20 protein-coding genes are annotated in these 26,953 nt (G+C 72.8%); 3 read left to right on the plus strand and 17 right to left on the minus strand.

Annotated features, from left to right (window positions below):
- Nucleotides 1–11: 11 nt before the first annotated feature.
- Genes AC5R91_RS21995 through AC5R91_RS22020 form a run of 6 tightly spaced genes read right to left on the minus strand, consistent with a single transcriptional unit; the run spans nucleotide 12 to nucleotide 10,473 of the window.
- On the minus strand, nucleotides 12–1,628 hold the full coding sequence (locus AC5R91_RS21995) for a glutamine synthetase family protein (protein WP_495393213.1): 1,617 nt from the start codon (nucleotides 1,626–1,628) through the stop codon (nucleotides 12–14).
- Nucleotides 1,625–3,838: an IucA/IucC family protein gene (locus AC5R91_RS22000; RefSeq protein ID WP_495393214.1), complete on the minus strand. Its 2,214-nt coding sequence runs from the start codon at nucleotides 3,836–3,838 to the stop codon at nucleotides 1,625–1,627. The genes AC5R91_RS21995 and AC5R91_RS22000 overlap by 4 nt, the downstream gene beginning before the upstream one ends.
- Nucleotides 3,835–5,463, minus strand: a complete 1,629-nt coding sequence (locus AC5R91_RS22005) for a lysine N(6)-hydroxylase/L-ornithine N(5)-oxygenase family protein (protein WP_495393215.1) — start codon at nucleotides 5,461–5,463, stop codon at nucleotides 3,835–3,837. The genes AC5R91_RS22000 and AC5R91_RS22005 overlap by 4 nt, the downstream gene beginning before the upstream one ends.
- Nucleotides 5,460–7,451, minus strand: coding sequence for an IucA/IucC family protein (locus tag AC5R91_RS22010; RefSeq protein ID WP_495393216.1), 1,992 nt, complete (start codon nucleotides 7,449–7,451; stop codon nucleotides 5,460–5,462). Before AC5R91_RS22010 ends, AC5R91_RS22005 begins: the two co-directional genes overlap by 4 nt.
- Nucleotides 7,448–9,037 (minus strand): pyridoxal phosphate-dependent decarboxylase family protein, encoded by a 1,590-nt coding sequence (locus tag AC5R91_RS22015; protein ID WP_495393217.1) that lies wholly within the window; start codon nucleotides 9,035–9,037, stop codon nucleotides 7,448–7,450. The genes AC5R91_RS22010 and AC5R91_RS22015 overlap by 4 nt, the downstream gene beginning before the upstream one ends.
- Nucleotides 9,034–10,473 carry a diaminobutyrate--2-oxoglutarate transaminase family protein gene (locus tag AC5R91_RS22020; protein ID WP_495393218.1) on the minus strand — a complete coding sequence of 480 codons (1,440 nt, stop codon included), beginning with the start codon at nucleotides 10,471–10,473 and terminating at the stop codon, nucleotides 9,034–9,036. The genes AC5R91_RS22015 and AC5R91_RS22020 overlap by 4 nt, the downstream gene beginning before the upstream one ends.
- A gap of 479 nt (nucleotides 10,474–10,952) precedes the next feature.
- Here AC5R91_RS22020 and AC5R91_RS22025 point away from each other — a divergent pair, with 479 nt between their 5' ends.
- Nucleotides 10,953–12,362 carry an alanine racemase gene (locus AC5R91_RS22025; RefSeq protein ID WP_495393219.1) on the plus strand — a complete coding sequence of 470 codons (1,410 nt, stop codon included), beginning with the start codon at nucleotides 10,953–10,955 and terminating at the stop codon, nucleotides 12,360–12,362.
- Nucleotides 12,363–12,388: 26 nt separating this feature from the next.
- On the opposite strand, the gene AC5R91_RS22030 is transcribed toward AC5R91_RS22025, so the two are convergent.
- Both AC5R91_RS22030 and AC5R91_RS22035 read right to left on the minus strand, forming a co-directional pair.
- Nucleotides 12,389–12,916, minus strand: a complete 528-nt coding sequence (locus AC5R91_RS22030; protein ID WP_495393220.1) for an NUDIX hydrolase — start codon at nucleotides 12,914–12,916, stop codon at nucleotides 12,389–12,391.
- 90 nt (nucleotides 12,917–13,006) lie between these two features.
- Nucleotides 13,007–14,776: a hypothetical protein gene (locus tag AC5R91_RS22035; RefSeq protein ID WP_495393221.1), complete on the minus strand. Its 1,770-nt coding sequence runs from the start codon at nucleotides 14,774–14,776 to the stop codon at nucleotides 13,007–13,009.
- A gap of 531 nt (nucleotides 14,777–15,307) precedes the next feature.
- Between AC5R91_RS22035 and AC5R91_RS22040 the strand changes: the two genes are divergently transcribed.
- On the plus strand, nucleotides 15,308–15,844 hold the full coding sequence (locus AC5R91_RS22040; protein ID WP_495393222.1) for a hypothetical protein: 537 nt from the start codon (nucleotides 15,308–15,310) through the stop codon (nucleotides 15,842–15,844).
- 49 nt (nucleotides 15,845–15,893) lie between these two features.
- On the opposite strand, the gene AC5R91_RS22045 is transcribed toward AC5R91_RS22040, so the two are convergent.
- Genes AC5R91_RS22045 through AC5R91_RS22080 form a run of 8 tightly spaced genes read right to left on the minus strand, consistent with a single transcriptional unit; the run spans nucleotide 15,894 to nucleotide 24,823 of the window.
- Nucleotides 15,894–16,505 (minus strand): hypothetical protein, encoded by a 612-nt coding sequence (locus tag AC5R91_RS22045; protein WP_495393223.1) that lies wholly within the window; start codon nucleotides 16,503–16,505, stop codon nucleotides 15,894–15,896.
- Nucleotides 16,502–18,151, minus strand: coding sequence for a type IV secretory system conjugative DNA transfer family protein (locus AC5R91_RS22050; RefSeq protein ID WP_495393224.1), 1,650 nt, complete (start codon nucleotides 18,149–18,151; stop codon nucleotides 16,502–16,504). The genes AC5R91_RS22045 and AC5R91_RS22050 overlap by 4 nt, the downstream gene beginning before the upstream one ends.
- Before the next feature lie 25 nt (nucleotides 18,152–18,176).
- A complete protein-coding gene (locus AC5R91_RS22055; RefSeq protein WP_495393225.1) occupies nucleotides 18,177–19,664 on the minus strand; it encodes a putative type IV secretion/conjugal transfer ATPase in 1,488 nt (495 codons plus the stop codon).
- Nucleotides 19,661–21,199 carry an SCO6880 family protein gene (locus AC5R91_RS22060; RefSeq protein ID WP_495393226.1) on the minus strand — a complete coding sequence of 513 codons (1,539 nt, stop codon included), beginning with the start codon at nucleotides 21,197–21,199 and terminating at the stop codon, nucleotides 19,661–19,663. The genes AC5R91_RS22055 and AC5R91_RS22060 overlap by 4 nt, the downstream gene beginning before the upstream one ends.
- The gene (locus AC5R91_RS22065; protein ID WP_495393227.1) at nucleotides 21,196–22,938 is read right to left on the minus strand and encodes a hypothetical protein; all 1,743 of its coding nucleotides are present in this window, start codon (nucleotides 22,936–22,938) and stop codon (nucleotides 21,196–21,198) included. The genes AC5R91_RS22060 and AC5R91_RS22065 overlap by 4 nt, the downstream gene beginning before the upstream one ends.
- The gene (locus AC5R91_RS22070; RefSeq protein ID WP_495393228.1) at nucleotides 22,931–23,683 is read right to left on the minus strand and encodes a DUF8175 domain-containg protein; all 753 of its coding nucleotides are present in this window, start codon (nucleotides 23,681–23,683) and stop codon (nucleotides 22,931–22,933) included. Before AC5R91_RS22070 ends, AC5R91_RS22065 begins: the two co-directional genes overlap by 8 nt.
- Before the next feature lie 31 nt (nucleotides 23,684–23,714).
- On the minus strand, nucleotides 23,715–24,029 hold the full coding sequence (locus tag AC5R91_RS22075) for a hypothetical protein (protein ID WP_495393229.1): 315 nt from the start codon (nucleotides 24,027–24,029) through the stop codon (nucleotides 23,715–23,717).
- Nucleotides 24,026–24,823 (minus strand): hypothetical protein, encoded by a 798-nt coding sequence (locus AC5R91_RS22080; protein ID WP_495393230.1) that lies wholly within the window; start codon nucleotides 24,821–24,823, stop codon nucleotides 24,026–24,028. The genes AC5R91_RS22075 and AC5R91_RS22080 overlap by 4 nt, the downstream gene beginning before the upstream one ends.
- 181 nt (nucleotides 24,824–25,004) lie before the next feature.
- Between AC5R91_RS22080 and AC5R91_RS22085 the strand changes: the two genes are divergently transcribed.
- Nucleotides 25,005–26,030 carry a C40 family peptidase gene (locus tag AC5R91_RS22085; protein WP_495393231.1) on the plus strand — a complete coding sequence of 342 codons (1,026 nt, stop codon included), beginning with the start codon at nucleotides 25,005–25,007 and terminating at the stop codon, nucleotides 26,028–26,030.
- A 51-nt stretch (nucleotides 26,031–26,081) separates the two neighbouring features.
- Here the strand turns inward: AC5R91_RS22085 and AC5R91_RS22090 are convergent, their stop codons facing one another.
- Complete coding sequence (locus tag AC5R91_RS22090) at nucleotides 26,082–26,948, minus strand: ATP-binding protein (protein ID WP_495393232.1); 867 nt, start codon at nucleotides 26,946–26,948, stop codon at nucleotides 26,082–26,084.
- Nucleotides 26,949–26,953: the final 5 nt, after the last annotated feature.

Below are 26,953 nucleotides of genomic sequence, written 5' to 3' on the forward strand. Positions count from 1 at the left end.
CCGGCGCCGGCTCAGAAGCGCTCGAAGCCGCGTCGGCGTTCCCAGTCGGTGACCGTGCCCTCGTACGCGGCCAGCTCGACCTCGGCCGCATGGGCCAGATGGGCGACCACCCGGTCGCCGAAGGCGGCGCGGGCCACCGCGCTCGACCGCCACCGCTCGACGGCGTCGCGCAGCGTCGCGGGCAGCGGTGCGAGCCCCGGCATGGTGAACGCGTTGCCGATCCGGCCGGGCTCGAGCGCCAGACCGTGCTCCATCCCGAACCGGCCGGCGGCGATCATGCCAGCCACGGCGAGGTAGGGGTTGGCATCCCCGCCGGGCACGCGGTGCTCGATGCGCAGCCCCGCCCCGCTGCCGACGACTCGCACGGCGCACGTCCGGTTGTCGCGCCCCCAGCTCACCCCGGTGGGCGCGAACGCGCCGGGGGCGAGCCGCTTGTAGGAGTTGACGTTGGGCGCGAAGAGCAACGTGAAGTCGGCCATGCAGGCCAACTGTCCGGCGACGAACGAGCACATCAGCGGCGACATCCCCGCGGTGTCGGGTCGGCCGGGACCGGGCGCGGCGGCGAACACCGGCTCGTCTCCGTCCACCCCCCGCAGGGAGAGGTGGACGTGACAGGAGTTTCCCTCGCCCTCGTCGTACTTCGCCATGAAGGTCAACGCCTGCGCCGACGCGGCGGCGATCTTCTTGGCGGTCGTCTTGTAGAGAGCGTGGTTGTCGCACGCCTGGAGCGCCTCGGCGTAGCGGAACACGATCTCGTACTGGCCCGGATGGACCTCACCCCGAGCCGACTCGACCTCGATCCCGGCGTCGGCCATGGCCCGTCGGATGCGGCGGGTCAGGTCGTCGAGTTCCTCGGTGCCGAACAGCGCGTAGTCGATGTTGTAGCGGCTGGCCGGGGTAAGACTCGACCAGGACCGTCGCGCCGCCCGTTTGTAGGACTCGCGGAAGACCAGGAACTCCAACTCGGTCCCGGCGAGGGCGGTGAGCCCGAGAGCGGCGAGCGCGTCGAGCTGGCGGCGCAGCACCGTGCGGGGGGCGATGTCCACGGGGGACCCGTCGGGCCAGGTCGCGTCCGACAGGACGACCGCACAGGACGGGCGCCACGGTGCCCGGCGCAGGCTGGTCAGATCGGGCCGGAGTCGAAGATCACCGAAGCCGTCGTACCAGGGAGTGCGCGGATAGCCGCCGTCGGTCTGCATGTCCACGTCGACGGCGTGCAGGTAGGTGCACGCTCCCATCCCGTCGGCGAGCACCTCGCCGGTGAAGTGATCGAGAGACACGGCGCTGCCTACCAGCCGGCCCTGCAGGTCGACGGTGGCGACGACCACCTCCTCGACGGCGTGGTCGCCGGTCAGCAGCCGGTGCAGGGCCTCGATGCCCGCTGCCTGCGGATCGCCCAGGGTCTGCGCATCGGCCAGGGCCTGCGGATCTGCCAAGGCATGGGGGTCGGCGTCCGCCGGTCGCGGGCCGGCACCGTCGCCGGTACTGGCCCGATCGGGTGGCGATGCCGGGTCGGCGGGCTGCGGCGGTGCGGGGGCGGGCAGGTGGCCGGCCGGTTCGGCCGGGCTCCGCCGCTCGGCGGGCCCCGCCGAGCGGGCGGGTGGTATCGGCGCTGGCAGCGACGTCACTGGTCCTCCGTTCGTGCCATCGAAACCTCGGCCTGGGACGCCGGCCCGTGGGCGGTCACCGTCGCCACCGGGTTGGCCACCTCCCCGTGCATCAGGTCGAACCCGCCGTCCCGGTCAGCTCGGTCGTGGAACCCGGCGCCGGCGAGCTGCTCGCGGTTCAGGCAGACCCGGTCGAACCGCGGCGTGAGCAGATCGATCTCGCGGAAGCGTTCTCGTAGCTGGGGGAACCGCGTGTGATAGCCGTCGACCGCCGCCCGGACCAGCCGCCAGAACTCGCCCTCCTCGACCTGCAGATGATCCGCCGCGAGCACGGAGAAGTAACGGAAGTGGCCGGCGAACACGGCGGAGAGCACCGAGTGGGCCAGCAGCGGCCCGGGCCAGCGGCGGCAGTGCACGGCCGCCTGCGCGGGCATGCCCGCGCGTTCGGGGAAGTCGCCGTCCACCAGCTCGATGTCAGCGCCGAAGTCCTTCACCGCGATCCGTCGGGGTAGCTGCTCGGCGTCGAAGATGCAGATGATGTTCTCTCCATGCGGGGTGAAGGCGACCCCGTACCGGTACAGGTAGTGCAGCAGCGGCGGCAGCAACGCGGCGAAGAGGGCGGCAAGCCAGTCGAGGGCCGACTGGCCCGATCGGGCCACCAGCTCGGCGGCCAGGGACCGTCCGTCCGACCCGATCGTGAGCAGCGACGCGAGGCTGCGAGCCTGCTCCCCGTCGACGAGATGCCGTTCCACCGGATCGCGCCAGATCACGCCGAGCAACTCGTGCAGCCGGTAGGGCGCGCCGGGGATGGCATCGTAGGCCCGATGTCCGACGGCGGCGCCGGCCACCTCGGCCAGGGGCAGCACCCCCGTCACCTCCCGCAGGAACGGATCGGCGTCGCGCAGGTCGAGCAGCCAGCGCGACACCGCCGGCCCGGCGGCGGCGTCCGCCGCGGACATGCCGCGCCAGACCAGGGTGTTGCGGATCATCAACGCAAGCTTGACGTTGCGCCGCTCCGGCCGGTCGATGTTGGCCAGCGTGCGCACGGCCTGCAGCGGGAGGTACCGGTCCGGTCCCTCGCCCAACGGGACCAGTAGACCCGTGGCGAGCTCGGCGGCGAACAGCGGGACGATCACGTTCTCCCACTGCCATGGATGTACCGGCAGCCACACGTAGTCCTCGGCTGCCGCACCGACGGCCGACAGGCCGGGGTCGCTGGATGGGCCGACGTCGCTGGATGGGCCGGGGTCGCTGGATGGGCCGTGGTCGGTGAGCGGGTCGAGGTCGGCGGACGGACGGGGTGCCGTGGGCGATGGGAGGTGGCTGGCTCGGGCGGCGGCGTCCCGCGGTGGTGCAGCGGCCACCAGGGCGCGGGCGAGGACGTCGGCGAAGCGGACGCGGGTTCCGGTGTCCAGCTCCGCGTGGACCAGAGCGGCATTGCCCGACCGGTCCGTGGCGGACCCGTCCGGCAGGTCGGGACCGGTGGTCGACACGATGTCCCAGTACCGCCCGATCGCGGGATGCGCCGCCACCCAGCGCAGGCGGAAGGGCGACCTGGCCTCCGGGGTGTATCGGCTGGCGGCCGCGCCGAAGCCGAGGCGTCCCTTGTTGGCGACGAGGCAGGGATGGCCCGACTGATGGCCTTCCAGCGCGACGAAGGGCAGGCGGGCGAGCAACGCCGCGGGCGACGCCGTGGCCAGGAGATGCTGATCGGCCGACTGGGTGGCGAGCAGGTCGCGCACCACGTCGGCGAGGACCGGATCGGGCCACCCGAGCAGGGCCTGCGCATCCCGCAGGAACCGCACCGGGTCATCGGCGGCAACCTCGCCGGTCAGCCCTTGGCCGCGCGGGTCGACCGGCAGGCCGTCCGCTGGCCCGTTCGGGGGAGACAGATTGGTCCCCTGCCCGCCGACCGGTGAGGCGACGCGGGTGAGACTCGCGGGATCGATCCACCAGGACCCGAACGTGCCCCGCCGGGCGCGGAATCGGTAGACGGCGCCGGCCGTCACCAGCCGGTGGGCCAGCGCGGGCCCCCGGCCGATCGGGGGATGCTCCGCGAGGTCCGTGTCACCGGCGTCGTCCTCGATCTGCGGCCTGAGCAGATCCTCGTAGGCGAGTTCCGCGATGAGCTTGGTCAGCAGCGCGCGACCGGCCTGCCGCCACCGGTCGGCTGACCCGCTCGGCCTCGCAACCGGCGGCGGGGATCCTGCGGCAGGCGGGCGGAGGGTCACCGGTCGGCCTCCCCGAGCATCACGGGATGCCGCCGCCGTACCCCCCGATCGGAGGCCGCATCCAGTGCGCCGTCGGGTTCCCGACGCCCCCCAGCATCCGCCGCCGGGCAGGCGGCGGCGCTGCCGGGCCCGACACGGCCCGTCGGCGCCGTTGTCGCTGCGGTCCTCGGTGCGTGGTGGGACCCGCCCGCCCGGGCAGGGGCACCGAAGGTCGTGAACGCCGATGGCGGCGGCAGTCGGTACGCGTGTCCTCCGGTCAGGTCATCGAGGATTACCGCGGCCCGCCAGGCACCCAGGCCAAGATCGGGGGCGCCGACCCCGTGGGTGTGCAGCTCGGCGTTCTGGACGTAGAGATGTCCGGTCACGCTGGGGTCGGTGGCGATCCGGTAACGGGCGTCGATCTGGAACCGACCTCCGTCGTCGAGAGCCAGCAGCCCGGCCACCGGATCGAGCAGGGCTGGGCGCCGGGCGGCATATCCCGTGGCCAGCACCACCGCGTCGGTGGTCAGCGCGAAGGTCCGGTCCTGATCACGGTGGCGGCACGTGAGCGCGATCTCACCCCGCTCGCCGTCCAGCGACGCGGACTGCACCGACACCCCCGGCAGCAGGGTGACCGCCTCGTCGCCACCGTCGATCGTCCGTTCGTAGAGCAGGTCGTAGATCTCCGCGATGGTGTCCGCGTCGATTCCCTTGTAGAGCTGCCACTGCGCCGGGACGAGCGCGTCCTTGCGACCCTGCTCCAGACCATGGAAGTAACGGACGTAGTCGGGGGTGAACTGTTCGAGGCCCAGCTTCGAGTACTCCATCGGCGCGAAGGCGGGGGTGCGGGTGATCCAGGTCAGGTGCTGCGCCGCCGTCTGCTGGTTGCGCACCAGGTCGGCGAACACCTCGGCGCCGGACTGGCCGGATCCGACCACGGCGATGTGGGACAGCTCTGCCAGGGACGCGCGCCGTTGGCGGTAATGCGCCGAATGGAACACCCGGTCGCTCTCGACTCCCGCGAAGGCGGCTGGCGTGGTCGGCTCGGTGCCGATTCCGAGTACCAGATGCCGCGCCGTCACCACCCGGGTGGACCAGGCGCCAGCCCGGTCGGAGGGCTCGGCGTGCGCCGCCGCTGCCGGCGGCGCCGTCTGCGTGATCACGAGGCGAAACAACCCGGCGTCGGGATGCCAGCGGACCGCCTCCACCCGGGCGCCGAAATGGGTGGATTGCAGGCCCTCGGCGACCCACCGGCAGTAGGCGTCGTACTCGCGGCGGGGGATGTGGAAGCGTTCGTAGAGGTAGAAGCGAAAGAGCCGGTCGTGCGCCCGCAGGTAGGACAGGAACGACCAGGGGCTGGTCGGATCGATGAGGGTGACCAGGTCGGCGAGGAACGGCACCTGCAGGGTCGTGCCCTCCAACAGCAGGCCGGGGTGCCAGGCGAACGCCGGCGCCTGCTCGAAGAAGGCGGCCCGCAGGCCGGGGAGGCCGTCGGCCAGTGCGGCCAGCGACAGGTTGAACGGCCCCAGCCCGACCCCTACGACGTCGTAGTCCGGTGCATCCGGATGGGGGAGGCCGGGTGCCGGCACCGTGACCGGGGTCCGCGGCGGCTCGTCGCGGGGTTCGGGCGGGATGCAGGACGTCACGGGGTGGCCTCCAACAGCGGGTTCGGAATCTGTACGTAGACCGACTGGGTGGCCACCGGTCCGATCAGCTCGTCGCGGCCGTCCACGCAGGTGCGCAGGTTGCCCTTGCTGGGCAGGGTGGAGTCCGTCAGGAGGGTGTCGAGCAGCCGGCGGCGGACGGCGGGTGGCCCGGCCGGGCCGGGGTCCGATCGGGCGTCTGAGGCCATCCGGGACAGCAGGTCGCGTGCTCGCCCGAGCAGGCGGTGTTCGTCGGCGACGTCAGCCGCACCCAGGGCCCCCGCCACGGCGAAGACGTTGTTCACGAACAGGTAGTAGATGATGCGTTCCGCCACCAGCTCGTCGTCGAAGATCGCGTCGAGGCCCGTGGCGAAGCCGGGTAGCAGGCGTTCCATGGCCGCGGCGGCCGAGGCGGCCACGTAGTAGCCCTGGCTGTCGCGGTACCACCCGGCCACCGGCCAGCCGTTGGTGTCCAGGCTGATCAGGGTGTTCTGCAGGTGCGCCTCGACGCCCACGCCGAACCGCAGGTACAGGTCGAGTACGGGCGCTGCGAGCACGGCCAGGTAGCGCCCGAACCAGGTCTCGGCGAGCTCCTGGACGGATTCTCCCCGGCGGTCGGCCAGCCGGATGAGCAGGCGGGGGAGCATCGCCGCCCGGGACCGGCCGCGGCTGTCCGCCACCCGATCGGGCCGGGGCGCGATCAGCGCCGCCAGGCTCACCGCCCGATCGGTGGGGCCGAAGGGGTTCGTGCGGATGGCGGTCTCCAGCCCCACCGTGCCGTCGCCGCCGGCCGATGTCCCGCCGAACGTCCCGGCCGACCGGGGGATGCCCAGCCGTTCGGATCCCCCGGATGGCGGGCGCCGGCCCGCACGGGTGACCGCCACCCAGTCGGGCTCCCCGATGAGGTGGAAGTCCGGATGCCGGGCGGTGAGCGCGGCACCGAGGCCCGCGTCGACCAGCCTGGTGATCATCTCTGCCAGTCGAAGCTCCCCGAGGTGCAGGACCCGGCGAGAGTTGGTGATCCGCAGGCCGAGGGAGAGCTTGAGCATGACCCGGCTGTCCGGCCGCCAGACGGTGCGCAGGGACGATGTCGGATACCACGGCGGGCCTGACCCGCCGAGGTCCACGAGGCGGCCGTCGGCGAGCAGCCGGGCAAGGGGGCTGTCCGCGCGTTCGGTTAGTTCACGGGCCTGCCACGGATGGGCCGGCACCGGGACGTAGCCGAGCGGAAGGCGCCTGTCCGGCTGGCCGCCCAGGTCGGCACCGGTAGGTGCCGACGGGCCTGCTCCGATCGGGCGGCACCCCGCCGCCTCGCCGGGGGCGGCATCGCCGCCGTACAGCTCGGTCAGCAGACGCGTAACCGGATAGCGGCCCGCCGGCGACGTCGCCGTGGGGCTGCGCTCGGCCGCTGGGACGCCCGACGTCGACACCACCGAGGGATGCGCGGCGAACCAGTGCAGCGCGAAGGAGCCGGCCCGCTCGGGGGAGTAGGCGGCCATCGCCCGGTCGGAGGCGCCCTGCCGGCTCGCCGCGGCCGGGTGGAAGGGATGGCCCGTGAGTGACGCCTGCTCCGCGGCGAGGAACGGGGGGACGGCACTCGGGTGCCCCTGCCTCCGGCGGGCGTCGAGATGGGCGGCGATCCGGCAGGCCGAATCGAGGATCCGGTCCAGCGCCTCGGCCCCGTGGGCGGCGGGCAGCCCCTGTTCCGCGGTGATCTCCCGGACGAGGAGCGCGGCGAGCAGGCCGGCGTCGACGGGCGACGGCGCGCCCGCCGGGGAGACCAGCTCGGGCTGGGTGAACCGGTGCCACCCGGACGGCGAGCGGTGGGTCATCATCGCCCGGACGGACAGGCCCGACGCCGGCAGCTCGACGTCGATCGCGCGGGCGCCGGCGGCCGGCAGCGCGCCGGTCTCCCGAAGCCAGCAGCGCAGGAGGGTCTCGGTGACGAGGTCATCGGCGATGGCCGCGGCCGTGGGCTGGTCTCTGGTCACGAGGCGCTCCCGATGCCACCGCCGTCCGCGCCGGCGAGTTCGTCGCCGATCGCGGCGACCAGGCGGAGCAGCGCGTCCACGTCGGCTTCGGTGGCGTCGGGATTCAGCAGGGTGAGCTTCAGGTGCACGGCCCGATCGGATCCCACTCGGGTCCGGCCGACCACCGCGCGCCCGTCGAGCAGCAGCGTGCGACGGATGTCCGCGTTGAGCCGGTTCAGCCGATCGGTGGTGCAGGCCGTCGCCGAGCCGGCGGCGCCGGCCTGCGGCCGGTAGCGGAAGACGACCGTGCTCAGCGTGACCGGAAAGGCGGCCTCGAGGCGGGGATCGGCGAGGACGGTCCGTTCCGCGTGCCGGGCGAGATCGTGGCAGGCGTCGACCAGGGCACCCAGCCCTTCGCGGCCGAGCGCGCGCAGCGTCACCGCGATCGGGAAGGAGTCCGCGCGGCGGGTGGTCCGCAGGGACCGGTCCAGGAGGCTGGGGAAGCCGGCGGCCTCGTCGTCCTCGGAGCGGAGGTAGTCCGCATGCGCGGCGCGCAGGCTGGGCCACTCGTCCGGACGGGGCGTCAGGAAGACGCCGGCCGGAGCCGGCTGCCAGCCCAGCTTGTGCAGGTCCAGGGACACCGAGTCGGCGAGCGCGAGCCCGTCCAGGTGGCCGGCCAGCCGGTCGGAGAACAGCGCGCCGCCACCGTACGCCGCGTCCACGTGTAACCAGCCGGACGAGGCGAGATGGCCCGTTCCGGCCGGTGCCGCCGGGGGTCGCTGGCGTAGCCGGCGCCGGTGCTCCTCGACCGCAGCCGCGATCGCGCGCAGCGGGTCGACGGCCCCGGCGTCGGTGGTGCCCGCGGTGGCCACGACGACGGCCGGGCCGGGGTGCTCGGCGAGCGTCCGTCGCAGCAGGTCGACGCGCATCCGGTCCTGACCGTCGGTGGGGATGGCGGCCACCGGTGGGGCGTCGAGGCCCAGCACGGCGGCGGCGCGATCCACCGACAGGTGCGCGGCAGCCGAGCGGAACACGCGCAGCCGCCCGTTCGGCCCCGCCACTTCCGTAACCCCATCGGCTGTCCCCGCGGTCCCCGGGCGGGCGGCATCCCGGGCGAGAAGCAGGCCCATGAGGTTGGACTCCGTGCCGCCGGTGGTGATCGTGCCGGTGGCCTGATCCGGGTCGAAGCCGGCCAGCGCGGCGAGCGCGGCGACGACCTCGGTCTCGATCGTGGTCGCGGCCGGGGCCTGATCCCAGGAGTCCAGGGACGGGTTGAGGGTGCTCACGGCGAGGTCGGCGGCGACCGCCACGGGCAGCGGGGGGCAGTGCAGATGGGCGGCGCACCAAGGGTCCGCCGGGTCCACGGACCCGGCCGCGAGGGCCTCCACCAGCCCGGTGAGCGCGGCCGTGGAACCGATCCCGGTGCGCGCGAGCAGGCTGGTGCGGTTGGGCGATACGCCGAGGGCGGCCTGGATCGCCGCACGCACCCGCGCGGGTCCACCGGCCGGCAGCGGTCCGCCGCGCCGACGCCGGCCCTCGGCCAGCGCCGCGAGGGTCAGCCCGACGAGCTCGTTGAGGCCCTGCCGGGGCTCCGGCGCTTCGCTCACGTGGTCGGGCGCCCGGTGGCGTCGGCGGTGAGCCGCCGCACGGCCGCATCGGCGGCGTCGGCGAGGATCGCCAGGGCGCGCTCGATCTCCTCCTCGCTGATGATCAGGGGTGGTAGGAGCCGGATGACCGCCCCGTGCCGCCCACCGAGCTCGATGATCAGTCCGCGGCGGAGGCACTCGGCCCGGATCAGGGCGGCGAGCCGGGGATCGGCGGGATGCGCGCCGACCGCGTCCGCCTCGATCGTCGGATCGACCAGCTCGGCGCCGAGCATGAGCCCCCGGCCGCGCACGTCCCCCACGTGCGGACGGTCACGGGCGAGATCCTCGAGGCCGGCCAGCAGGCGGGAGCCCAGGCGGGCGGCGCGTTCGTCGAGTCCGTCCTGGCGCACCCGGCGCAGGGTGGCACGGCCGGCGACCATCGCGAGCTGGTTGCCGCGGAAGGTGCCGGTGTGCGCGCCGGGCGTCCAGACGTCCAGCTCGGCCCGGTAGGCGATCACGGCCATCGGCAGTCCGCCGCCGATCGCCTTGGACATCACGAGGATGTCGGGGGTGATCCCGCTGTGCTGCGCGGCCCAGAACCGTCCGGTCCGCCCCACCCCGGTCTGCACCTCGTCGAGGATGAGCGGGATGCCGCGCCGGCGGGTGATCTCCCGGATGGCCCGCAGCCAGCCGTCCGGCGCCGAGACCACGCCACCCTCCCCCTGGACTACCTCCACGATCAGCCCGGCCGGATCGGTGACCCCGCCGAGCGGGTCATCCAGCAGCCGTTCGATGTAGCGGATGGAGAGTTCCGCCCCGTCCGGACCGCCGGCGCCGCCGGGCGCGGACCCCACCCCGAACGGGCACCGGTACGGGTAGGGAAAGGGCAACCGGACAACCGAGGTCGTGGCCGGCAACGGGTTCTTGACGGCGACGTTGCCGGTCACCGCCAGCGCGCCCGCGGTCATGCCGTGGTAGCCACCGGTGAACGCGAGCATGGTCTGGTTCCCGGTCGCCGTCTGGGCGAGCTTGATTGCCGCCTCCACCGCGTCGGCCCCGCTCGGACCGCAGAAGTGCAGCTTGACGTCGCTGCCGAGCCCCGGTGGCAGGCAGGTCCGAAGCTCCTCGGTGAACGCGTCCTTCTCGGGGGTGGCGAGGTCCAGGGTGTGCAGGGGGGCGCCGCGGGAGAGTGCCGCGGTGATCGCCTGGACCACGTCCGGGTGGTTGTGGCCCAGGGCCAGGGTGCCGGCACCGGACAGACAGTCCAGGTAGCTCCGGCCGTCCGCGCCGACGACCGTGGCTCCGCCCGCGCGGACCGGCACGATCGGGAGGGTGCGCGCGTAGGTCCGGGCGGATGACTCCCGTTCGCGCTGCCGCGCCAGGATGGCGGCGGGATCCCAGACCGGGGGGACCGGGCCGATGCTGGTGCTGATGCCGTTTCGAGCGGAAATCGTCATCGCGGGCGACTCCCTTTCGAGCGGACCGTGTTCAAGGAAGCCTAACCTAACTCCGCGGCGAGCTGTTGCTCCGCGCAAGGATACGGTCGCGTCTGGCACCATAGGCGGGTCCCTCCATGGTCCGCCTGGATGCCCTACATCGTCGCGGAATAGCTGGTCATGGGGCCTTCCCCGGCTCGGGTCTCCTCCATTCAGGCAGTGTCCGAGCGCACACCCGACGGTGGAATCTCCGTCCTGGGCATGGTCGCGCCTGTCTTGGGACATGGCCGCGCTGCCGGCGCGTGGCCCGATTCCGCCCCGCCCAAGCGGGCTGATCACACCTGCGCCCAGGCCGCCGGGCCGTCATCGCCGGAGGGGCGCGGACCCAGGTCGAGCAGGCATTCGGCATCTTATTGCGCGGAAAGCGCGGTATTCGCCACTGTGGGAACAGCGCAGTGGTCCGATCGGGCGATGACCGGGCCTCGGGGAGGAGGGCTCGGATGGACCTGCCGCCGTCGGCGGCTCCGCTGCAGGCCCTGCCCGCGGGGGGCCTTCCCCCCGCCGTGCTCGCGGCGGTGCGTGATCGACCGGCGGGGACGGCGGAGATCAGCACCTACCTCTACGACCCGACCGTCGCCGCGCGCAACGCCGCCGCGCTGCGCGGCTGCCTGCCCGGCTGGGCGGAACTCTGCTACGCGGTGAAGGCCAACGGCTTCCCGCCGGTCCTCGACGCGCTGCTGCGGGGCGCCGCCGACGCCGGCCCGCCGGTGGACAGCCAGCTCGCGGACGTCCAGGCCCACGGTCCCGATCCGAGCCCCGGCCCCGGCCCCGGCCCCGGCCCGAGCGTCTCAGCCCGCCGCGGCGGGGTGGATGGTTTCGAGGTCTCGTCGGTGCGGGAGGCGCGCCTGGCCCTGGCGGCCTACGGGCGGGTCGCCCCCGCCCGATCGCCCTACCTGGTCGCGTCCGGCCCGGCGAAGTCGACCACCCTGCTGACCGCGCTGGTCGAGTCCGGGGTGTCCATCGTCAACGTCGAGAGCCCGGGTGAGCTGCGGCGGCTGGAGGCCGTCGCGGCGCGGCTCGACCGGCGGGTCACCGTCGCGGTGCGGGTGAACCCGGCACGGGTCGCCCTCGCGGGCTCCCTCCAGATGGGCGGGCGGCCGAGCGCGTTCGGGGTCCCCGAGTCGGAGGTGCCGGCCGTGCTGGAGCTGGCGAGGCGTCTGCCCCATCTGGACGTGGCCGGCTTCCATGTCCACGCGGTGTCGGGCAACCTCGACGCCGCCGCCCATCTGGACTACGTCCGATGGTGTCTCGGGTTCGCCGACCGAGCGGCGGCCGATGCCGGGATCGACCTGCGGGTGGTCGACGTGGGCGGGGGCTTCGGCGTGCCGTTCGAGCCGGATCGGCGCGGCGAGCGTCCGTTCGACCTGGACCGGTTCGGGGAGGGCCTCGCGCGGCTACCGATCCCGCCCGGCGTTCGGATGATCTTTGAGCCGGGTCGGCTGCTGGTGGCCGACTCCGGCTGGTACGCCGCCGAGGTGATCGACGTCAAACGCTCCTACGGAACCGATTTCGTCGTGCTGCGCGGCGGCATCCACCATTTCGCCCTGCCGACCTCCTGGGAGATCGTGCACAATTTCGCGGTCGTCGCCGGGTCCGCTCCGATCACGACCGACGTCGGGGCCGTCGACACGGACGGGCGACCGGTGACGGTGGTGGGCGAGCTGTGCACGCCGGAGGACACCCTCGCGCGCGACATCACGGTGGGTCCGGTCCGACCCGGCGACGTCGTCGTCTTTCCGATGGCCGGGGCCTACGGCTACGAGTTCGCCCTCGCGGATTTCCTCGGCCATCCCCGACCCGGCCGCGTCGTGCTCGGGGAATCGACCGACCGCGGACCGCGAAACGCCTGATCTCCGGCACTCGTCATCCCAGGCGTTCACCCGCCGTCGAGGAGCAGAGCCATGACGCCGACGAGGGTGGCGCTGCTGACGATCTTTCGCTGACGGATGAGCTCGCCGATCTCGCCGAGCGGTATCCATTCGATGCGATCCGACTCGTTGAGCTCCGTGGGCGGTCCGGTGAACGTGGCGGTGTCCGCCCGGAATACGAAGTGCTGCGCGTCGGTGATGCCGTTCGCGGGCTGCGCGTAGATCAGGTGCCGCAGCGGCCCCGGGCGCCAGCCGGTCTCCTCCTCCAACTCCCGGGCGGCGGCGTCGATGGGTTCCTCGCCGTCCTCCACCAGACCCATCGGCAGTTCCCAGCCCCAGGTGTCGGTGACAAACCGGTGCCGCCACAGCATGAGCACCCGCCGCGACCCGTCCAACAGCGCGGTGACGGCGACATCGCACAGCCGGACCACGTGGTACTCCGCCCGCTGCCCGTCCGGCTGCTCGACATCAAGGAAGGCGAGGTTCACCCACGGAGTGCGGAAGACGGACCGTTCCCGATGGACCTGCCATCGCATCAGGCCTCCTGGCCGGTTGAGATTCCACGGTGCGATGCCCTGGTGGTCCCGCCACTTCGTGAAGCCTCCCACGCCCACGCCAAACTACTATCACCTTCCGTAATCGAGTTCATCCCGGTGGGGGCCGTTGTCCACGGGTCCTTCAGGCCGCGCCGGGCTTCGGGAAGGGCCCTGGTGCGGTGACGCCGGGCCGCCGGCGGGATCGCTGGATGGCTGCGGTCGGGACTGTTCGAGTTGGGTGCGTAGCTCGCGGAGTCGGTGGCGAACCGTCTCCTGCCCGGTAGGTGCGAGAGGCGTAGCGGAGTTCGACGCACGGTGCGCCCGAAGATGCACGCTCTGCATTGCCGTGGCCATGAACCCGGCCGCAACGTTGCCGCTTTCGGCTGGTGCCTCCTTCAGGCCGGCCACGTTGACCCGCTCGATGTCCTCTGCGCTGAACACGTCGGGAGGCGGTAGTCGGGATGCGGCTCCGGTCACAGTGACCTGGTGAGAGACCCCGGCCGTCTCGAAGGCGAGTTGGTAGCCCAGGTACTGCCGGCTGCCGTCGAACATCAGCTCGCCGCGGACCTGGCCGCCCTCCGCCCGGGCCCACCGACTACATGCCTCCAGCGCGCCGGGCAGCCGCGCGACTCGGCCAAGGCAGGCCACGTATGCCTCACCCTCGACATCCGTCGCGCGGAAGCGCGGTTCACCGTCCGCGGTCCAGTGCATCTCAACCTGACCCAGGCGCCGGTTCTGGTAGGTGAGCAACCGGCCGTCCCCGCCCAACTCCGGGTCGTGCTGCCTACGCATCGCCAGGTACTGGGCATCATTTTCGAGAACCCACTGGATGGCAGAGCCGACCATCCGTACTCGGGCCTCCGGATTGGCCTGAAGGATGATCTCGGCGTTGGCGATCGCGGCTCCCCCAATACCGGCTAGCAGCCACTCCTTCGCCGCGAGTGGATCATATTCGCCTGTTCCCACCTCGTCGCCGTAGAGGACGCGGTTCGGTGCGGACGCGCGGGCGTCGTCCCAGATCGCGGTTGCCGAGAGGGTGGTCATGGCAGCGGAGACCCGATCCTCCCCGAACGATTGCAGGGCGACATCGAGGCCGGATTGGGCCAGAACTTCCAATGCCGTCGCCGCGCTGCCCTCCCCCCAGGGAAGATTCCTCAGCTGATCGCGGACTGACGGGGAATCCCGGCTTGGCACATCGTGCAGGCGCCCGATGAGCACGTCCAGCGCTTCCGGTACCGTCGGCACGGTGCGGGCACAGCCGGGAACTATCTCGGACGGCAGGCCGGTCGCGATGATCGGAATTCCATCCACCTCGACGGTAACCGGGGAGGAACCGTCCAGGGGGTCGAGTCTCGCCAGTAGCCTGCCCTGATCGTCGATCGTGAGCTGTCCGTGACCGTTCACCACGGCGCCGCGGACGGCGGCTGAATCCTCCCAGAGGCGGATCGCATCCAAGGGAATGCGCTCCCGGGGGGATGCGAACTGATAGGGATCACCCAGGCCGGATTCCGCGATATGCCTCGCCTGGTCCGCCGACTGCACGATTCCCTTGATGGGATCGACGTGCCACCGTCCGCGTGCGTCGACGACGAGGATATCCGGATCCCGGCCAGCCAGTGCGGCACCACCGCCGATCATGATTTTTCGAGAGGGATACCGGCCGGACGGCAATGACTCCGCCTCGCGACGCAGTTCGGCGAGGGTCTCTGCGCTATGGCGCGATCTTTCCTCGACCGCGTTCGCGACCGCGGCAGGTAGTTCCTGGCGGCTGATGAGTCTCCCGGTTACGTCGCGTGCCCGGAACGGCGCAGTCAGGTCCGGCTCGATGAACGACGCCGAAACCGCCGAGGCGGGGCCCACCAATCCGCTGGCACGGACTCGGTTCGGTGGAAGAAGTCCTCCGGACGAGGTCTCGTCCGCCCGCCGACGAATCTCGAGCAGATTAGTGATCTCCGCCGAGAGTGCCGCTCTTACCTGTCCGGGATCAAGATCGTCGGAAAGCTGGATGACGTGATTTTCGGAGGTGGTGTTGACGAAGTTCCGGGTCGCTCTGCCGGCGGCCAGGGCTACGGCGTCGACCCGAATGGGTCAACTTTGTTCCGACGGTGTCCTCGGCCGCGAGATACTCCCGGCCCGCGTTCGTCTCCCAGCGCGGCGTCCGCAGGTACGCCGAAAACTGTTCGCGAACGAGGAGCTCCAGCTGTCGTTTCGCCTCGCCGTGGACAAGATCGGCTGAAGTCGGTATCGGACCAGATCCGGCTTCATCGACCATCAGAATATCCTCTCCCATGGGCATCGGTACGCCGCCCACCAGCCGAGCAGTGATCATAAGTAGACGGATTGACCGCAGGCCGCATCTTATGGGCCAGGTCCGGCCAGTAGCATAGGGCTATGCTGAAGGCGCGTTCCACCGCGGAGACCTGGTTGTACCTGGAGCTGCACGGCTGTGAGTGTGGGGTGTCGCAGTTCGAGCCCGAGCACTGGCTGGAGAGCCGAGATGGTGCTCTGGTCGCGGTCTACCAAGGTTCCTGTCCGGCCTGCGGCACTCGCCGCCGCATCGAGTTTTCCCTGGCAGACGCGCAGGAGGTTCCTGCCCCGGCGATCGGCGGTGAGACGCCGTCCGAGATCATCGACGCCGGCGAGTTTCTCCTGCTGAGCGATCGGGCTGCTGCCAGCGTTCCCGTGGATCTGTCCGGTCTCACAGACCGACAGCTCGCCGTGGCGCGTGAGCGCATGACGCGAGCGATTGTCGCGCTGCAGGAGGTCATGAAGTTCATCCCTTCCGGTGCGGATCAGGTGCCGGAGAGCGCGCTGCGGGTTGCGGACAGCCGCGCGCTGTACCGGGAGCATCCCGAGCGCTTCACGAGGGCGGAGCTGAACACCCGGTTGCGGTCGTATCGGGAGGGCATGCTCAATTTCGCCTTCTAGGCCCGGGGGGATCGTCAGGTAGATCAGGAGTGCTTCGATTGCGGCGCTTTCACCGTTCCGATCGCCCGTCGCCCTGTACTCCGCTCGTCCCCACAGACGTCGCGACGCCGCTCGCCTGAAACTCTACGAAGGCCGCGTAGTCGCGCTCGTCGTGAGCCGGTGGCGATGGAAACTCCTTGTGCGCGCCGACTCCGCAGCGTGGCGAATGGTGGGCGAAGCGGCCACGAGCTCGGGAGAGCCAGTCCAGCCAGCGGATCGGCTCGTCGGGCCGGGCGTCGCTTCGATAGGCGCCGAGCCAGGCCAACCACAGCCCGGTCAGCTCCTCGACGAGATCGGGATGGCGATACCAGCACGGCGGCAGGCTGTCGATGCGAAAGCGCACGCACAGCCAGCCGACCCAGGAACCCAGCTCCCGCCAGGTCTCGCGCACCTGCACGGCCGACAGCTCGTCCCAGCGAAACGGCCTCGCTGGCTCCGGTCCATCCGACTCACCCGGCGCAGGCCGGCCGAGAGCCGCGACGCGCTGCTCCAGCGCGATGACGCGGTCGATGAGCTCGGACACGAGGCTGAGGAGCTCCTCCTCCTCGCCGCCGCCGCCGCCGTTGCCCCCGCCGCCGCCCTGGGCCGTGCCGCCGGGAATTGCCTGGATGCGGTCGGTCATGGCAGGGCGACTCCATCGGCGTAGTAGGCGTCGTGGTCGGCGCGGAGCTGGGCGCCGTCGCGACGGCGTTCGACCTGCTGTAGCCGGATCCACGCGGGCGGGGCGGAGCGGGGGAGCAGCAGCGCGTTGCCGAGTTCGGCGTTGCGGATCTCGTGGGGTTCCAGAACGCGGCGCCGCCGCTGGGAGACGCTGATCTGGTCCGGGCCGGCCGGGTTGAACAGCCCGCCGCGCGACGACACGGTCTCAGTGGACTCGTCGAACTCGCCGGCGAGCCTCGACAGGTCCTCCAGGTCCGAGACGTCCGACATGCCGGGCAGGATGAGCTTGTAGGTGGCGGCGTCCCACATCGCCTTCGTGGCGTGCTCGCCCCACGCTCTGCGGGCCTGGTTGAGCGACTGCAGGACGGCCATGATGAACACCCCCGAGCCGCCGCCGTAGGAGTACAGGTCGGGCAGGCGGGGCAGGGCGGCGATGTTGGCGGCCTCGTCGAGCAGCAGCCCGAGTGGCGGGGCGAGCCGGCCGCCGGGGCGGGCGGCGGCGCGCTGCAGTGCCACCTCGACGATCTCGTCGACGAGCAGCGCGGTCAGCGGGCCGACGGTCTGCTGGGAGCTCGGAGTGCCGAGGACGAAGACGGTGCCGCCGTCGAGCAGGACAGGCGGGGAGAACCCCTCGCCCGGGCCGGGGCAGGCGCAGTCGAGCACGACCGGGTCCCACAGCGCGGACAGCGCGAGGCGCACGCCGAAGAAGACGTTCGCCTGCATGCGCGGGTCCTCGGTGGAGTAGCGGGCGAGGGTCTCCGCCCAGGACTGGGTGGCGAGCCCTGCCCGGCGGATCGCGGTGACCGGCGTCGGGTCGGCGGGGTCGGCGGACCAGGCGAGCACGTCGCGCATGGACGAGCCGGACAGCGCCGCGGCGTGCAGGTAGGCGGCCAGCACGATGGCGGAGACCTGCTGCCAGTCCGACCCGTTCTCGGTGCCCGAGCCGACCCGGGACGCGGCGGCGAGCACCTGGCCGCGGCGCAACGCGGTCGACGGCTCGTCGGCACCGGAAGTGGGATCCCACCGCAGCGCCACGCCGACCGGTGGGGTGGCCTGCCACGGGTTCCACACCCACACCGGGCCGTGGCTGCGGGCGCGGGCCGCCGAGGTCCAGGCCGCCAGATCGGGCCGGATGGACGTCGCCACCGCCGGGCCGGGCCAGTCGAGGACCGCACCGGCGAGCAGCCCGCTGGTCTTGCCCGACCGGGCCGGGCCGACGACGAGGGAGCCGTCCTCGACGGTGGCGTGGACGGCCTGGCCGCCGGCGGCGCCCAGCCGGATCCCCGCGTCGGTCACGGTGGCCCGCGCGCCGAGGTCGGGACGCAGATGGGCCGCGCGGGCGGCCACCGCCCGCGCGGAGGTGCCGCGCCGCAGCCGCCGGTTCCGTCCCGCGGCGCCCCGCAGCCGCCAGGCCGCGGTGCCGAGGACTGTCCCCGCGGCGATCAGCAGCGCCGCGAACAGCAGGTAGCCGGCGACGCCGCCGGCCGTCCGCGTGGCGAACCGCCACAGAAAGAACAGCAGGCCGCCGATGATGATGACGACTGGCAGGAGGTACCCGCCCCCGCCGCCCGCGGCCGGCGACGACTCCGACGACCCCGACGACCTCAATGGCTGACCAGATCCGAACATCGACTCAGGCCGCCATCCGCTCGTCGGTGTGGTAGAGCTGGGCCTCGATGTCGGTGAGCACGAGCTGGATCGGATAGCCGCCGAGGCCGGCGATCTTCCACAGCCCACGGCCACGGTCGCCGCCGCCCCAGGAGGCGACGAGGGTCCGCTCGGCCTCGGTGAGACCCACCGCGTCGGCGAGGTCGGCCAGCGGTCGGGTGTCCTGGGCGAGCAGGATCCGCACGTCGCAGGACGAGACGAGCTCGCGGGCGATGGCGACCGCCTCCGAGCCGGCGGCGCCGACCGCCTCGAAGTCGGCCAGCCGGTGGGTGGCCAGGACCTGGATGGTGCCCTCGGCCCGGGACAGCCGCAGGTCTGAGTCGATCTTGCGGACGAACTCGACGCCGGCGCGCAACTGCCGCCACACCTCGTCGCGGATCACCATCCGCAGCCGGCCCGGCTCGTCGATGGCCGCCTGGCCCCACGTGGACAGGCAGGTCAGGCCGACGACGACCGCGTCCTCGCCGCGCCGGGACAGCCGGGAGATGTCGACGGACTGCATCGGCGCGTCGAAGTCGAGGGCGACGGTGGTCGGCTCGTCGAAGATGCCGGCGAGGTTGCGGACCATGCCGCCGAGGGCGTCGGTGACCCGCCGGAACAGCGCGATGAACTCGGCCTGGGACGAGCAGCGGGCCGCCCGGACCAGCTCCTCGGAGGCCGCGAGCAGGATCCGGTGGATCTCGGGAATCGTCGGGTCGGCGAGGCGGGTCGCGGCCCGCTGCTCGCCGGTGGCGATGCGCAGCGCCTCCGCCAGCACGGTCTCATCCTCGGGGCTCACTGGGGTGCGGGCGCCGACGAGGGTCACCAGCAGCCGCAGCCGGCGCCGGGCGATCTCGGCCAGGCGCTCGGCGAGCAGCGTCGGGTCGCTCGGCAGCCGGGCGCCCAGCGGGCCGGCGTCGAGTGGGTTGAGCCGGCCGGGCAGCCCCGGGCCGAGCTCGCTGACGCTGCCCCCGACCGCGTCGACGAGCGGCCCGTACTCGCCCTTGAGGTCGCCGAGGATCAGCGTCGACACGTCGAACTGGGACAGCCGCAGCGCGAGCGCCTTCAGCGTGGCCGACTTGCCCGCCCCGGGGCTGCCGGAGACCAGCATGTTCGGATTGCGCACCAGGCCGCGGGACAGCCACTCGACCGGATGGCAGGAGAACGCCGCGCCGGAGATGACGTCGTAGCCGACGTAGGCGCCGACCGGCGGCACGCTGGCCCGGGTCAGCATCGGGTAAAGGCCCTGCACCGCGGCGGTCGAACCCCGCCACACCTCGGCCTGCGCGGTGTTTGCCGCATGCCCGCCGAACGGACCCCGCCGCCCCCGGCGGGGTGTCCAGGACCGGGCTCGGCGGGCCCGCTCCGCATCCTGCGTCGCCTCCGGCTTCGCCGGGCGGGTCGGCGGCCGCACGGGCAGCAGCTCCGCGAAGCGGCGCGCTGGCAGCGAGGTCAGGTCGTCGCGACGGCTCATCGCCAGTTCCCGGTGCTCGGCAGACCCAGGCCGAGCGGCAGCGTGAGCGCGAACGCGGCGTCCTGGGCCATCCACATCCGCCGCAGGACCAGCCTGCACCCCTGCCCACTGGCATCGGCCTCCAACTCGGCGCACGCTTCGTCCAGGCGATCCGGATCGGTGACCGTGACGGTCAGATAGCCGGCGAACTTCACGAGACCGTGGCCGAGCGCGGCCTCGGCCTCCTGTCGCTGGGCGTCCTCCAGCGCGATGCGCTCACTCGTGCGCACGATGCCGCCCGTGCGCTGGCGGACCGACACCGAGAACGACGTGCGGGTGATGTCGCCGAGCACCGCCCGCTCGGCCTGCGACGGCGGCAGCGGCTCGTAGACCATCGCGACGGCCCGGCGCGCCGTCGCCGTCGAGCGCAGCACGGGGGCGAGCCCGCCGGCGGCGATCGGCGACTTCGGCCACTCGTACACCTGGTAGGTCACCGAGTAGCCGCCGTCGTGGTGGTAGGAACCGAGCTTCGTCTCGGCGGCGGCCGGGCCGGCCAGGGCCAGGTCGACGCCCGGCGCCGCGCCGTCCCAGCGAGGGTCCGTCGCCGCGGCCCGGTGGGCGGACAGTGGCGCGGCGGCGTGCGGGTCGAAGGCGGTCCGGATCACTTCGGCGAGGTCACGCACGCCCAGCCAGCGGCGGATCTCGATGCCGGCGCTACGCATCCGGTCGGTGGCCGCGCCGACCTCCCGCATCAGCACCGCCGCGGCCGCGGTGTCCCCGCCGCCCGCTGCGCGGATCGCCGAACGGGCCCGGGGAACCGACAGACTGATCGACAGGTACGCCTCGTGCCGCGACTGCCAGACCTGTTGGCCCCCGAGCAGCGCCGACGCCGTCTGGGTGGCCAGCGGCGGGGCGGACGGCGAGCTGTAGGCCGCCGTCCACTGGACGAGCTCCGCGCCGTCCTCGGGGAGATATCGCTGGTAGAGCCCGACCCGGGAGACGGGCTTGCCCTCCTCGCACCAGCCGGCGAGCAGCCCGCCCCAGGAGCCGACCCGCCGGGCCGCGGACGCCGCGTCCGCCAGCGCCAGCCCGGGAAACTCGATCTGCACGACGAGCGAGTAGGTCTGCTCGTACGGATGGTGGACGATCGCGACCGGCGTCCCCGCCCCGCGCTCCTCCTCGAGAAACCGCAGCGGCGCCAGGATGCCGGGCAACTCGGCGCGGGGCAGGCCGGTCGGATCCGTCGGATCCGCGGCTGGCTGCCAGGCGGCACCCGCGTACCAGGTCTCCCGCCGGGCCTTCGCCCGCCGGAACCGCACCATTCGGCTCACCCACTCCCCGACCGTCACGCCCTGGACTCGAAGCCATGCCGCCGTCACCATCACCGCGGCCAGGGGCAGCACCACCGGCAGCGCCGACCAGGCTCCGTAGGCGACCGTGTACGCCACCAGCACGATCGATGCGGCGACCAGCAGGCCGCGCGGCACGCTCAGCCCGAGCGCCAGCGAGCCGCCGCGGTCCCGTTTCCAACCCTGGTAGGTCTGGACGCCGCTCACCGCCGTTCACCCCACGCGGGAGGCGGGGATGGCAGCGCCGAGCCGGGACCGCGCGCGACCGGACGTTCCCCGGGCGTCGGGGCACGGCGAGGCCCGGCCTGGGGACGGGCGGGGCCGTCGGGGACGGGGGTCGGCGGGGGCGCCGCCGAGCCCGAGGTACCCGCCGAGCCCGAGGTACCCGCCGAGCCCGAGGCGCCCGGTGCGTCGGCGGAGCCCCGGCCGGCAGCCGGCGCGGACCGGGACGAGGGGGGCGGCAGTGCCACGGGCCGCCCTGGATGGCCTGGCGGCGGGCCCGCCGGTCCGTCAGGCGTGAGCGGTGGTGCCTGGTCCCCGGCGTCGGGTACCGAAGGGCCACCGCCACCACCACTGCCACTGCCACCACCACTGCCACCGCCGCCACCACCACCACTGCCACCACTGCCACCACCACCACCACTGCCACCACCGCCACCGCCGCCACCGCCGCCACCGGGCGCCACGGCAATCGGCGCCGGCCGGGGGCTGCCGCTGTTGCCTGGGCTGCCGCTGCCCGACCTGCTCCCCGAGCCACCCGACCGGCCGCCGCCCGCCCGAAGCCATGGGGTGTCCACGGACTCGCCCATGCCGCCGAGCCCCGCGTGCGCGGCGGTCCGGCCCATCCCGCGCTGGAAGGCGCCGACGGCGCTTGTCGCCGCCATCGCCGCCATCGGCAGGAAGGCGCCCGCCGCGGCGGCCCCGCCCGCGGCGGCCCCGCCCCCACCGGCACCCGCCGCACCACCACCGGCAGCACCGCCCCCGCCACCGCCTGCTCCGCGCTGCAGACTCACCGGGTCCAGGGGATTGCCGGCGCCGGATCCGCCCATGCTCGACGCGCGCGAGCCGAGCCCGCCCGCCGCACCGAGGAGCAGTGACAGGCCCCCGCTGACCTCGCCGTCCGGACCGATCGCGAAGAACCGCGACAGTGCCGGCCAGCACAGCACTGCTGCCGCCAACGTCATGATCGCCGTGATGTACTCGGTGAAGCCGTCTCCGCCGGCCGCGTGGACCTGCTTGAACCCGAGGCTGAAGCACAGACTGATCGACGGTGGCACCAGCAGGAGCCGGAACGTCGCCATCGCCTGGCGTTGCCACCACAGCGCCGTCTGTTCCGACAGCAGGCCGGCGGCCCCCAGCGGCGCGGTGGCGACGAGGACGCCGATCGCCACCTTCACCATGAGGATCTCGCACCACAGCACGAAGACGACGATCATCGCGAACAGGGCGAAGACGAAGGTCATCGCCGGATTCACGTTCAGTGCCAGGGTCTTCAGATCGGCGAGGAAGGCTTCGCGGTCGGGCTCCGTCTGCTTCACGATCTGCGCGGTGACGTCGCCGGAGAGAGTGGCGCAGCTCTGTACGACGGTGATGGTGATCGCGGTGGCCACCATCGCCTTGACCAGACCGACGAGCGCCGCGCCGACGAAACGACCGTCCGCGGCGAGCTGGGTGCGCACCACCGCGAACAGGAGGATGAACACGGCGAGGATCGCCCCGATACCCGTGCAGATGTTAAACACGCCCTGCACGCTGTCCTGCGAGAAGTCCAGTCGGGACAGCGTCGGCCAGGCATCCGTGACCATCCTGATCAGACTGATGCCGGCGTCGGCGAAATCGTTGACGATCGCGTTCCAGACGCTGCCGACGGCGCTGGCGCCGGCGTCGGCCAGGTCGTTCCCCCAGCACTGGGGAGCCAGCCGTGCGATCCCGGTGCACTTAGCCAACGGTGAACACCTCCCAGCCTGCCGCCCTGATCCGGGCCGGGTCGCTCGTCGAGGGCAGGCCCAGCCCCCCCGGCGCATCGATGCCGTCGTCCCAGCGCCAGTCGCCGTCCACCCAGGTCAGCACGTCCGCCGCCTTGTCGAACTTGGAGAACCTGGTGCCGGCGCTCGTGCCGCCCTCGCGCAGGACCAGCAGCGCCACGGTTACCCGGTCGACGTCCGAGTTGACGATCTTGTATCCGAGAGGGGTCGAGGTGAACCAGCTACCCGCCGTCGGCGGCTGGCTGGCGTAGTCGGCCTGAAGCTCCGGAACGAGCTTGTTCTGCAGGGACTGCGTGCCGACCGTGTGGACGACGTCGATCTGGCGCTTCTCCTCGACGGGCACGAGCAGCGGCTCCCACCGGATCGCCGCGGACACCGCCCCGGCGGTGGTGTGCGGGAAGCCGAGCGGGATGCCGTCGGAGGTGATCCGATCCGGGCGCGGCAGCGCCAGCGGGCCGCCCGGGCTGGTCGCCGCCGCGTTCGGCTGCGGGCTCGGGATGCCGAACCGGGTGGGGGCCGACGTGGGCGAGGGCGCCGGGACGGCGGTCGGGCCGCCGTTCCCGTCGGAGCCCGACAGCGCGCGGGTGACCAGGACTGTCACGGCTATGACGGCGACCAGCGCGAGCACGGCGAGCAGGAACACGCCCGCGCGGCCGCGCGGCCCGCCTGGGCGGCCGTCCGGTGACATCTGCTGGGTCAGGCTCACGTCGGCTCCCGGTGCTGCGTCCGTTGTCGGGTCAGGTGGCCAGACCGTAGAAGGTGTTCACCAGGGGAATGGCGATTCCGACCAGAAAGCCGCAGGCGACGGAGGTGAGGAAGGCGGAGAAGCCGCGGTCGAACTGCTGCGGACGGGCGGTGACCCGACCCCAGGCGGCGAACCCGCCGGAGGCCACCGCGGCGATCCCGCAGGCGAACAGCGCGCCGTACAACGTCCAGCCCAGGATCGTCTTCAGCGCCTCCGAATGCGGCAGATCGTTGGCGTTCGGCTGGACGTCCGTGGGCAAGGGCGGGTCCGCGGCGAGGATGATCGCGCCCAGGCGTTCGTGGATCATGCGACTTCCTTCAGGGCGAGGCGGTTGACGATGGTGTGCGCGGCGCGTTCGGCAGCCCGGCCGGGGTGGCCGTTGGCGAGCCGCCCGGTGGCCCGGACGGTCGGCAGGTGCGGGACGCGCACGACGCCGGAGCATTCGCCGTCCAGCAGCGTGATCCGGGCGAGCGAGCGCCGCGGGGCTCGGCCCTCCCCGGTGTCTACGACGGCGGCGACCAGATCCTGGCCGTGCACCCCGGCCTGGCGCAGGGCCCGCGCGGCCGTCACCGCGTTCTCCAGCGGCCCGGTCGCCGAGGCGGTGACAAGCACGACGCGCACGCCGTACTCGGTCAGCAGCCGGTGCCAGCGCGGGGTGTGCAGCAGGTACAGCGCCGGGTCCCAGGTGTCGACGATCAGCGTCTCCCAGCCGTCGCTGCTGGCCACGGCCTCGACGCCGTCGATCCGCACCGCGGGGGTCTGCGGGGCGAGGACGTAGTAGGTCGACCCGTCGGGTCCGTCGAGGGCGGCGAGCCCGTCGTCGTCGCGTGGCAGTGCCCGGCGTGAGCTGAACAGCCCGGGACTCTCGTCGATCAGCAGCAGGGGCCCCGCCGGGCTGAGCGCCCTGGCCAGCAGGTCGGCGGTGATCGACCGGCCGACCCCGCCTCCGGCCGCGACCACCACGACCACGTCGCCGGTGGACGGTAGGACAGGTGGCGGTGCCGGGGCGGTCGGGCGACGGCCGGGCGGCGGCGACATCGAGGGCGACTCCATCGGGTCGGGAAGCGCGGAGATCCACCCGCCATCCGGCGCGATGGACATGCGAAACCCCCTGTCCGGTCCTACCCCCCTGGCGACAGGGAGCGAAAGTGCGTGCGCTGTACGCGACCTGCGGAAACGTGAGAGTAGCGTAACCATCACCACACATCAAAGGTTTTGGTACTTTCATCGCAATCAAGGATCAAGTGGATGCGACCGGCGATGAGGGGGTGGATCCCGGGCGATGGCGGTCGGGACCATGCCGGCGCAGGACGCGTCGGCGCCGCCGCTGGCGGCCATCCTCGCCGGATCGGCGATGGTGCTGGTCGTGGGCTTTGTCGCGATCTTCGGTGGAGCGATCTCCGGGGATCCTGGCGGCGGCGCAACCGGCCAGTTCGCGGAAGCCGGGACGATCCCCGGCGCCTACGTGGGTGCGATCCTCGGCGCCGGTCAGACCTGTGCCACACTCGGCCCCGGTCTGCTCGCCGCCCAGCTCAAGCAGGAATCCGGCTTCCGGCCCGAGGCTCGATCACCGGCCGGCGCCCTCGGCATCGCGCAGTTCCTGCCCGGCACCTGGGCCAGCCACGGCCGGGACGGGGACGGGGACGGCCGGGCCGACATCCTCAATCCCGCCGACGCGATCCCGTCCGCGGCCGCCTACGACTGCTCGGTGGCCGCCGCGGTCGCGGATGTGCCCGGGGATCCGGTTCGGCTCATGCTCGCCGCCTACAACGCCGGCCCGGGCGCTGTGCGTGCCTACCAGGGCGTTCCGCCCTTTCCGGAGACCCAGAGCTACGTCGAGTCGATCCTCGCCGCCGTGCCCGGCATGACCGCGGCCCTCAGCAGCGCGAGCGCCCCGATCGGACCGGCGACCGAGGCGGCCGCGGCCGCGATCGCCTTCGCGCGCGGTGAGCTTGGTGATCCCTACGTGCTCGGCGCGAACGGGCCGGATGCCTGGGACTGTTCCTCCCTGGTCCAGGCGGCCTACGCCGCGGCCGGGGTCAGACTGCCCCGCACGACCTACGACCAGGTCGACTCCTCCGGTCCGAGCATTGCGCTGACGCCGTTGTCGGCCTGGCAGCCGGGGGACCTGCTGTTCGCCGCGGGATCGGACGGAACCCCCGCAAATCCGGGGCATGTCGGCATCTACCTCGGCGGCAATCAGGTCCTGCACGCCCCGCACACCGGCGACGTGGTCAAGATCGTGACGCTGGATCGTTACGAGAAGGTCACTCACGTCACCAGGCCGTCGGCGCTGTCCACGCAGTGAGCCGCGTCAGCCCGGCGCCCACGCGCTTCCTCGGCCGGTGGACCCGAGGCCTCAGAACAGCCGGGTGATGATCCTGGAGTTGGGCTGGCCGTCGTCCGGCCGGGGGGCGCCCGGCCCGGAGCTGGCCGCCCGGACCCTGCCCGAACCGGGGCGGGACCGCCGCTGGGAGGTGGCGGAGGCGGTCGAGGTCGTGGGCATCGCCGTCGGCGTGTCGGCGCGCAGGCCTGACGACACCAGGGCGGCCCGTGGCGCGGCGGGGGGCGCAGCCCTGTCCGGCGGTGGTGTGGACGGCGCCAGCGTGGACGGCGGTGGTGTGGAGGGCGAGGCGGGTCCGTCGCGACGCTCCTCCGCCGGGAGAGGCCTCGTGGCGACCTGGGCGGAAGCCGCCGGGTCCGCTGCGCCGGCGGACGCCGGGGTGCGGTCGCCGTCGCGGGAGGCCGTCGCCGTGGCCTCGCCGTCGCCGGCGGTGGCGGTGGCGGGTTCGTGCGGCACCGGCAGGTCGAACCAGAGGTACTTGCCCGACTCCGCCATGACCGTTCCCCAGCTTCCGGCGAGGGCGTCGAGGACGAGCAGGCCGCGGCCGCCCTCGGCGTCGGGCGCGGCCGTGCGCCGCTGCGGCAGGACGGTCGAGGTGTCCGAGACGGAGGCGTGGATCAGCCCGGGGCGCATCTCGATGAGCAGCCACAACGGTGGCTGGCCGTACTTGACGGCGTTGGTCACGAGCTCGCTGACGAGCAGCTCGGCGGTGCTGCGGACATCCTCGGGGAGCTGCGCCATCCGCATGCCCTCCCGCAGGACCCGACGGGCCTGGGGAACGGCCGAAGGGAGATAGGGAAGCTCGGCGAGTATGTGGGTCGCGGGTGGGCAACGCGAGGTCGCCTGCCGAACCACGTCCATCGGAACCGAAGACGCGCTCATCTACC

The sequence above is a fragment of the Frankia sp. BMG5.60 genome (assembly GCF_059428125.1).

Bases quoted from the DNA above. Each gene is read 5' to 3' on its own strand.
- AC5R91_RS22055 (WP_495393225.1), bottom strand. From the start codon at position 19,664: ATGAGCCGTCGCGACGACCTGACCTCGCTGCCAGCGCGCCGCTTCGCG.
- AC5R91_RS22085 (WP_495393231.1), top strand. From the start codon at position 25,005: ATGGCGGTCGGGACCATGCCGGCGCAGGACGCGTCGGCGCCGCCGCTG.
- AC5R91_RS22090 (WP_495393232.1), bottom strand. From the start codon at position 26,948: ATGAGCGCGTCTTCGGTTCCGATGGACGTGGTTCGGCAGGCGACCTCG.
- AC5R91_RS22080 (WP_495393230.1), bottom strand. From the start codon at position 24,823: ATGTCCATCGCGCCGGATGGCGGGTGGATCTCCGCGCTTCCCGACCCG.
- AC5R91_RS22020 (WP_495393218.1), bottom strand. From the start codon at position 10,473: ATGACGATTTCCGCTCGAAACGGCATCAGCACCAGCATCGGCCCGGTC.
- AC5R91_RS22075 (WP_495393229.1), bottom strand. From the start codon at position 24,029: ATGATCCACGAACGCCTGGGCGCGATCATCCTCGCCGCGGACCCGCCC.
- AC5R91_RS22025 (WP_495393219.1), top strand. From the start codon at position 10,953: ATGGACCTGCCGCCGTCGGCGGCTCCGCTGCAGGCCCTGCCCGCGGGG.
- AC5R91_RS22040 (WP_495393222.1), top strand. From the start codon at position 15,308: ATGCTGAAGGCGCGTTCCACCGCGGAGACCTGGTTGTACCTGGAGCTG.
- AC5R91_RS22045 (WP_495393223.1), bottom strand. From the start codon at position 16,505: ATGACCGACCGCATCCAGGCAATTCCCGGCGGCACGGCCCAGGGCGGC.
- AC5R91_RS22030 (WP_495393220.1), bottom strand. From the start codon at position 12,916: ATGCGATGGCAGGTCCATCGGGAACGGTCCGTCTTCCGCACTCCGTGG.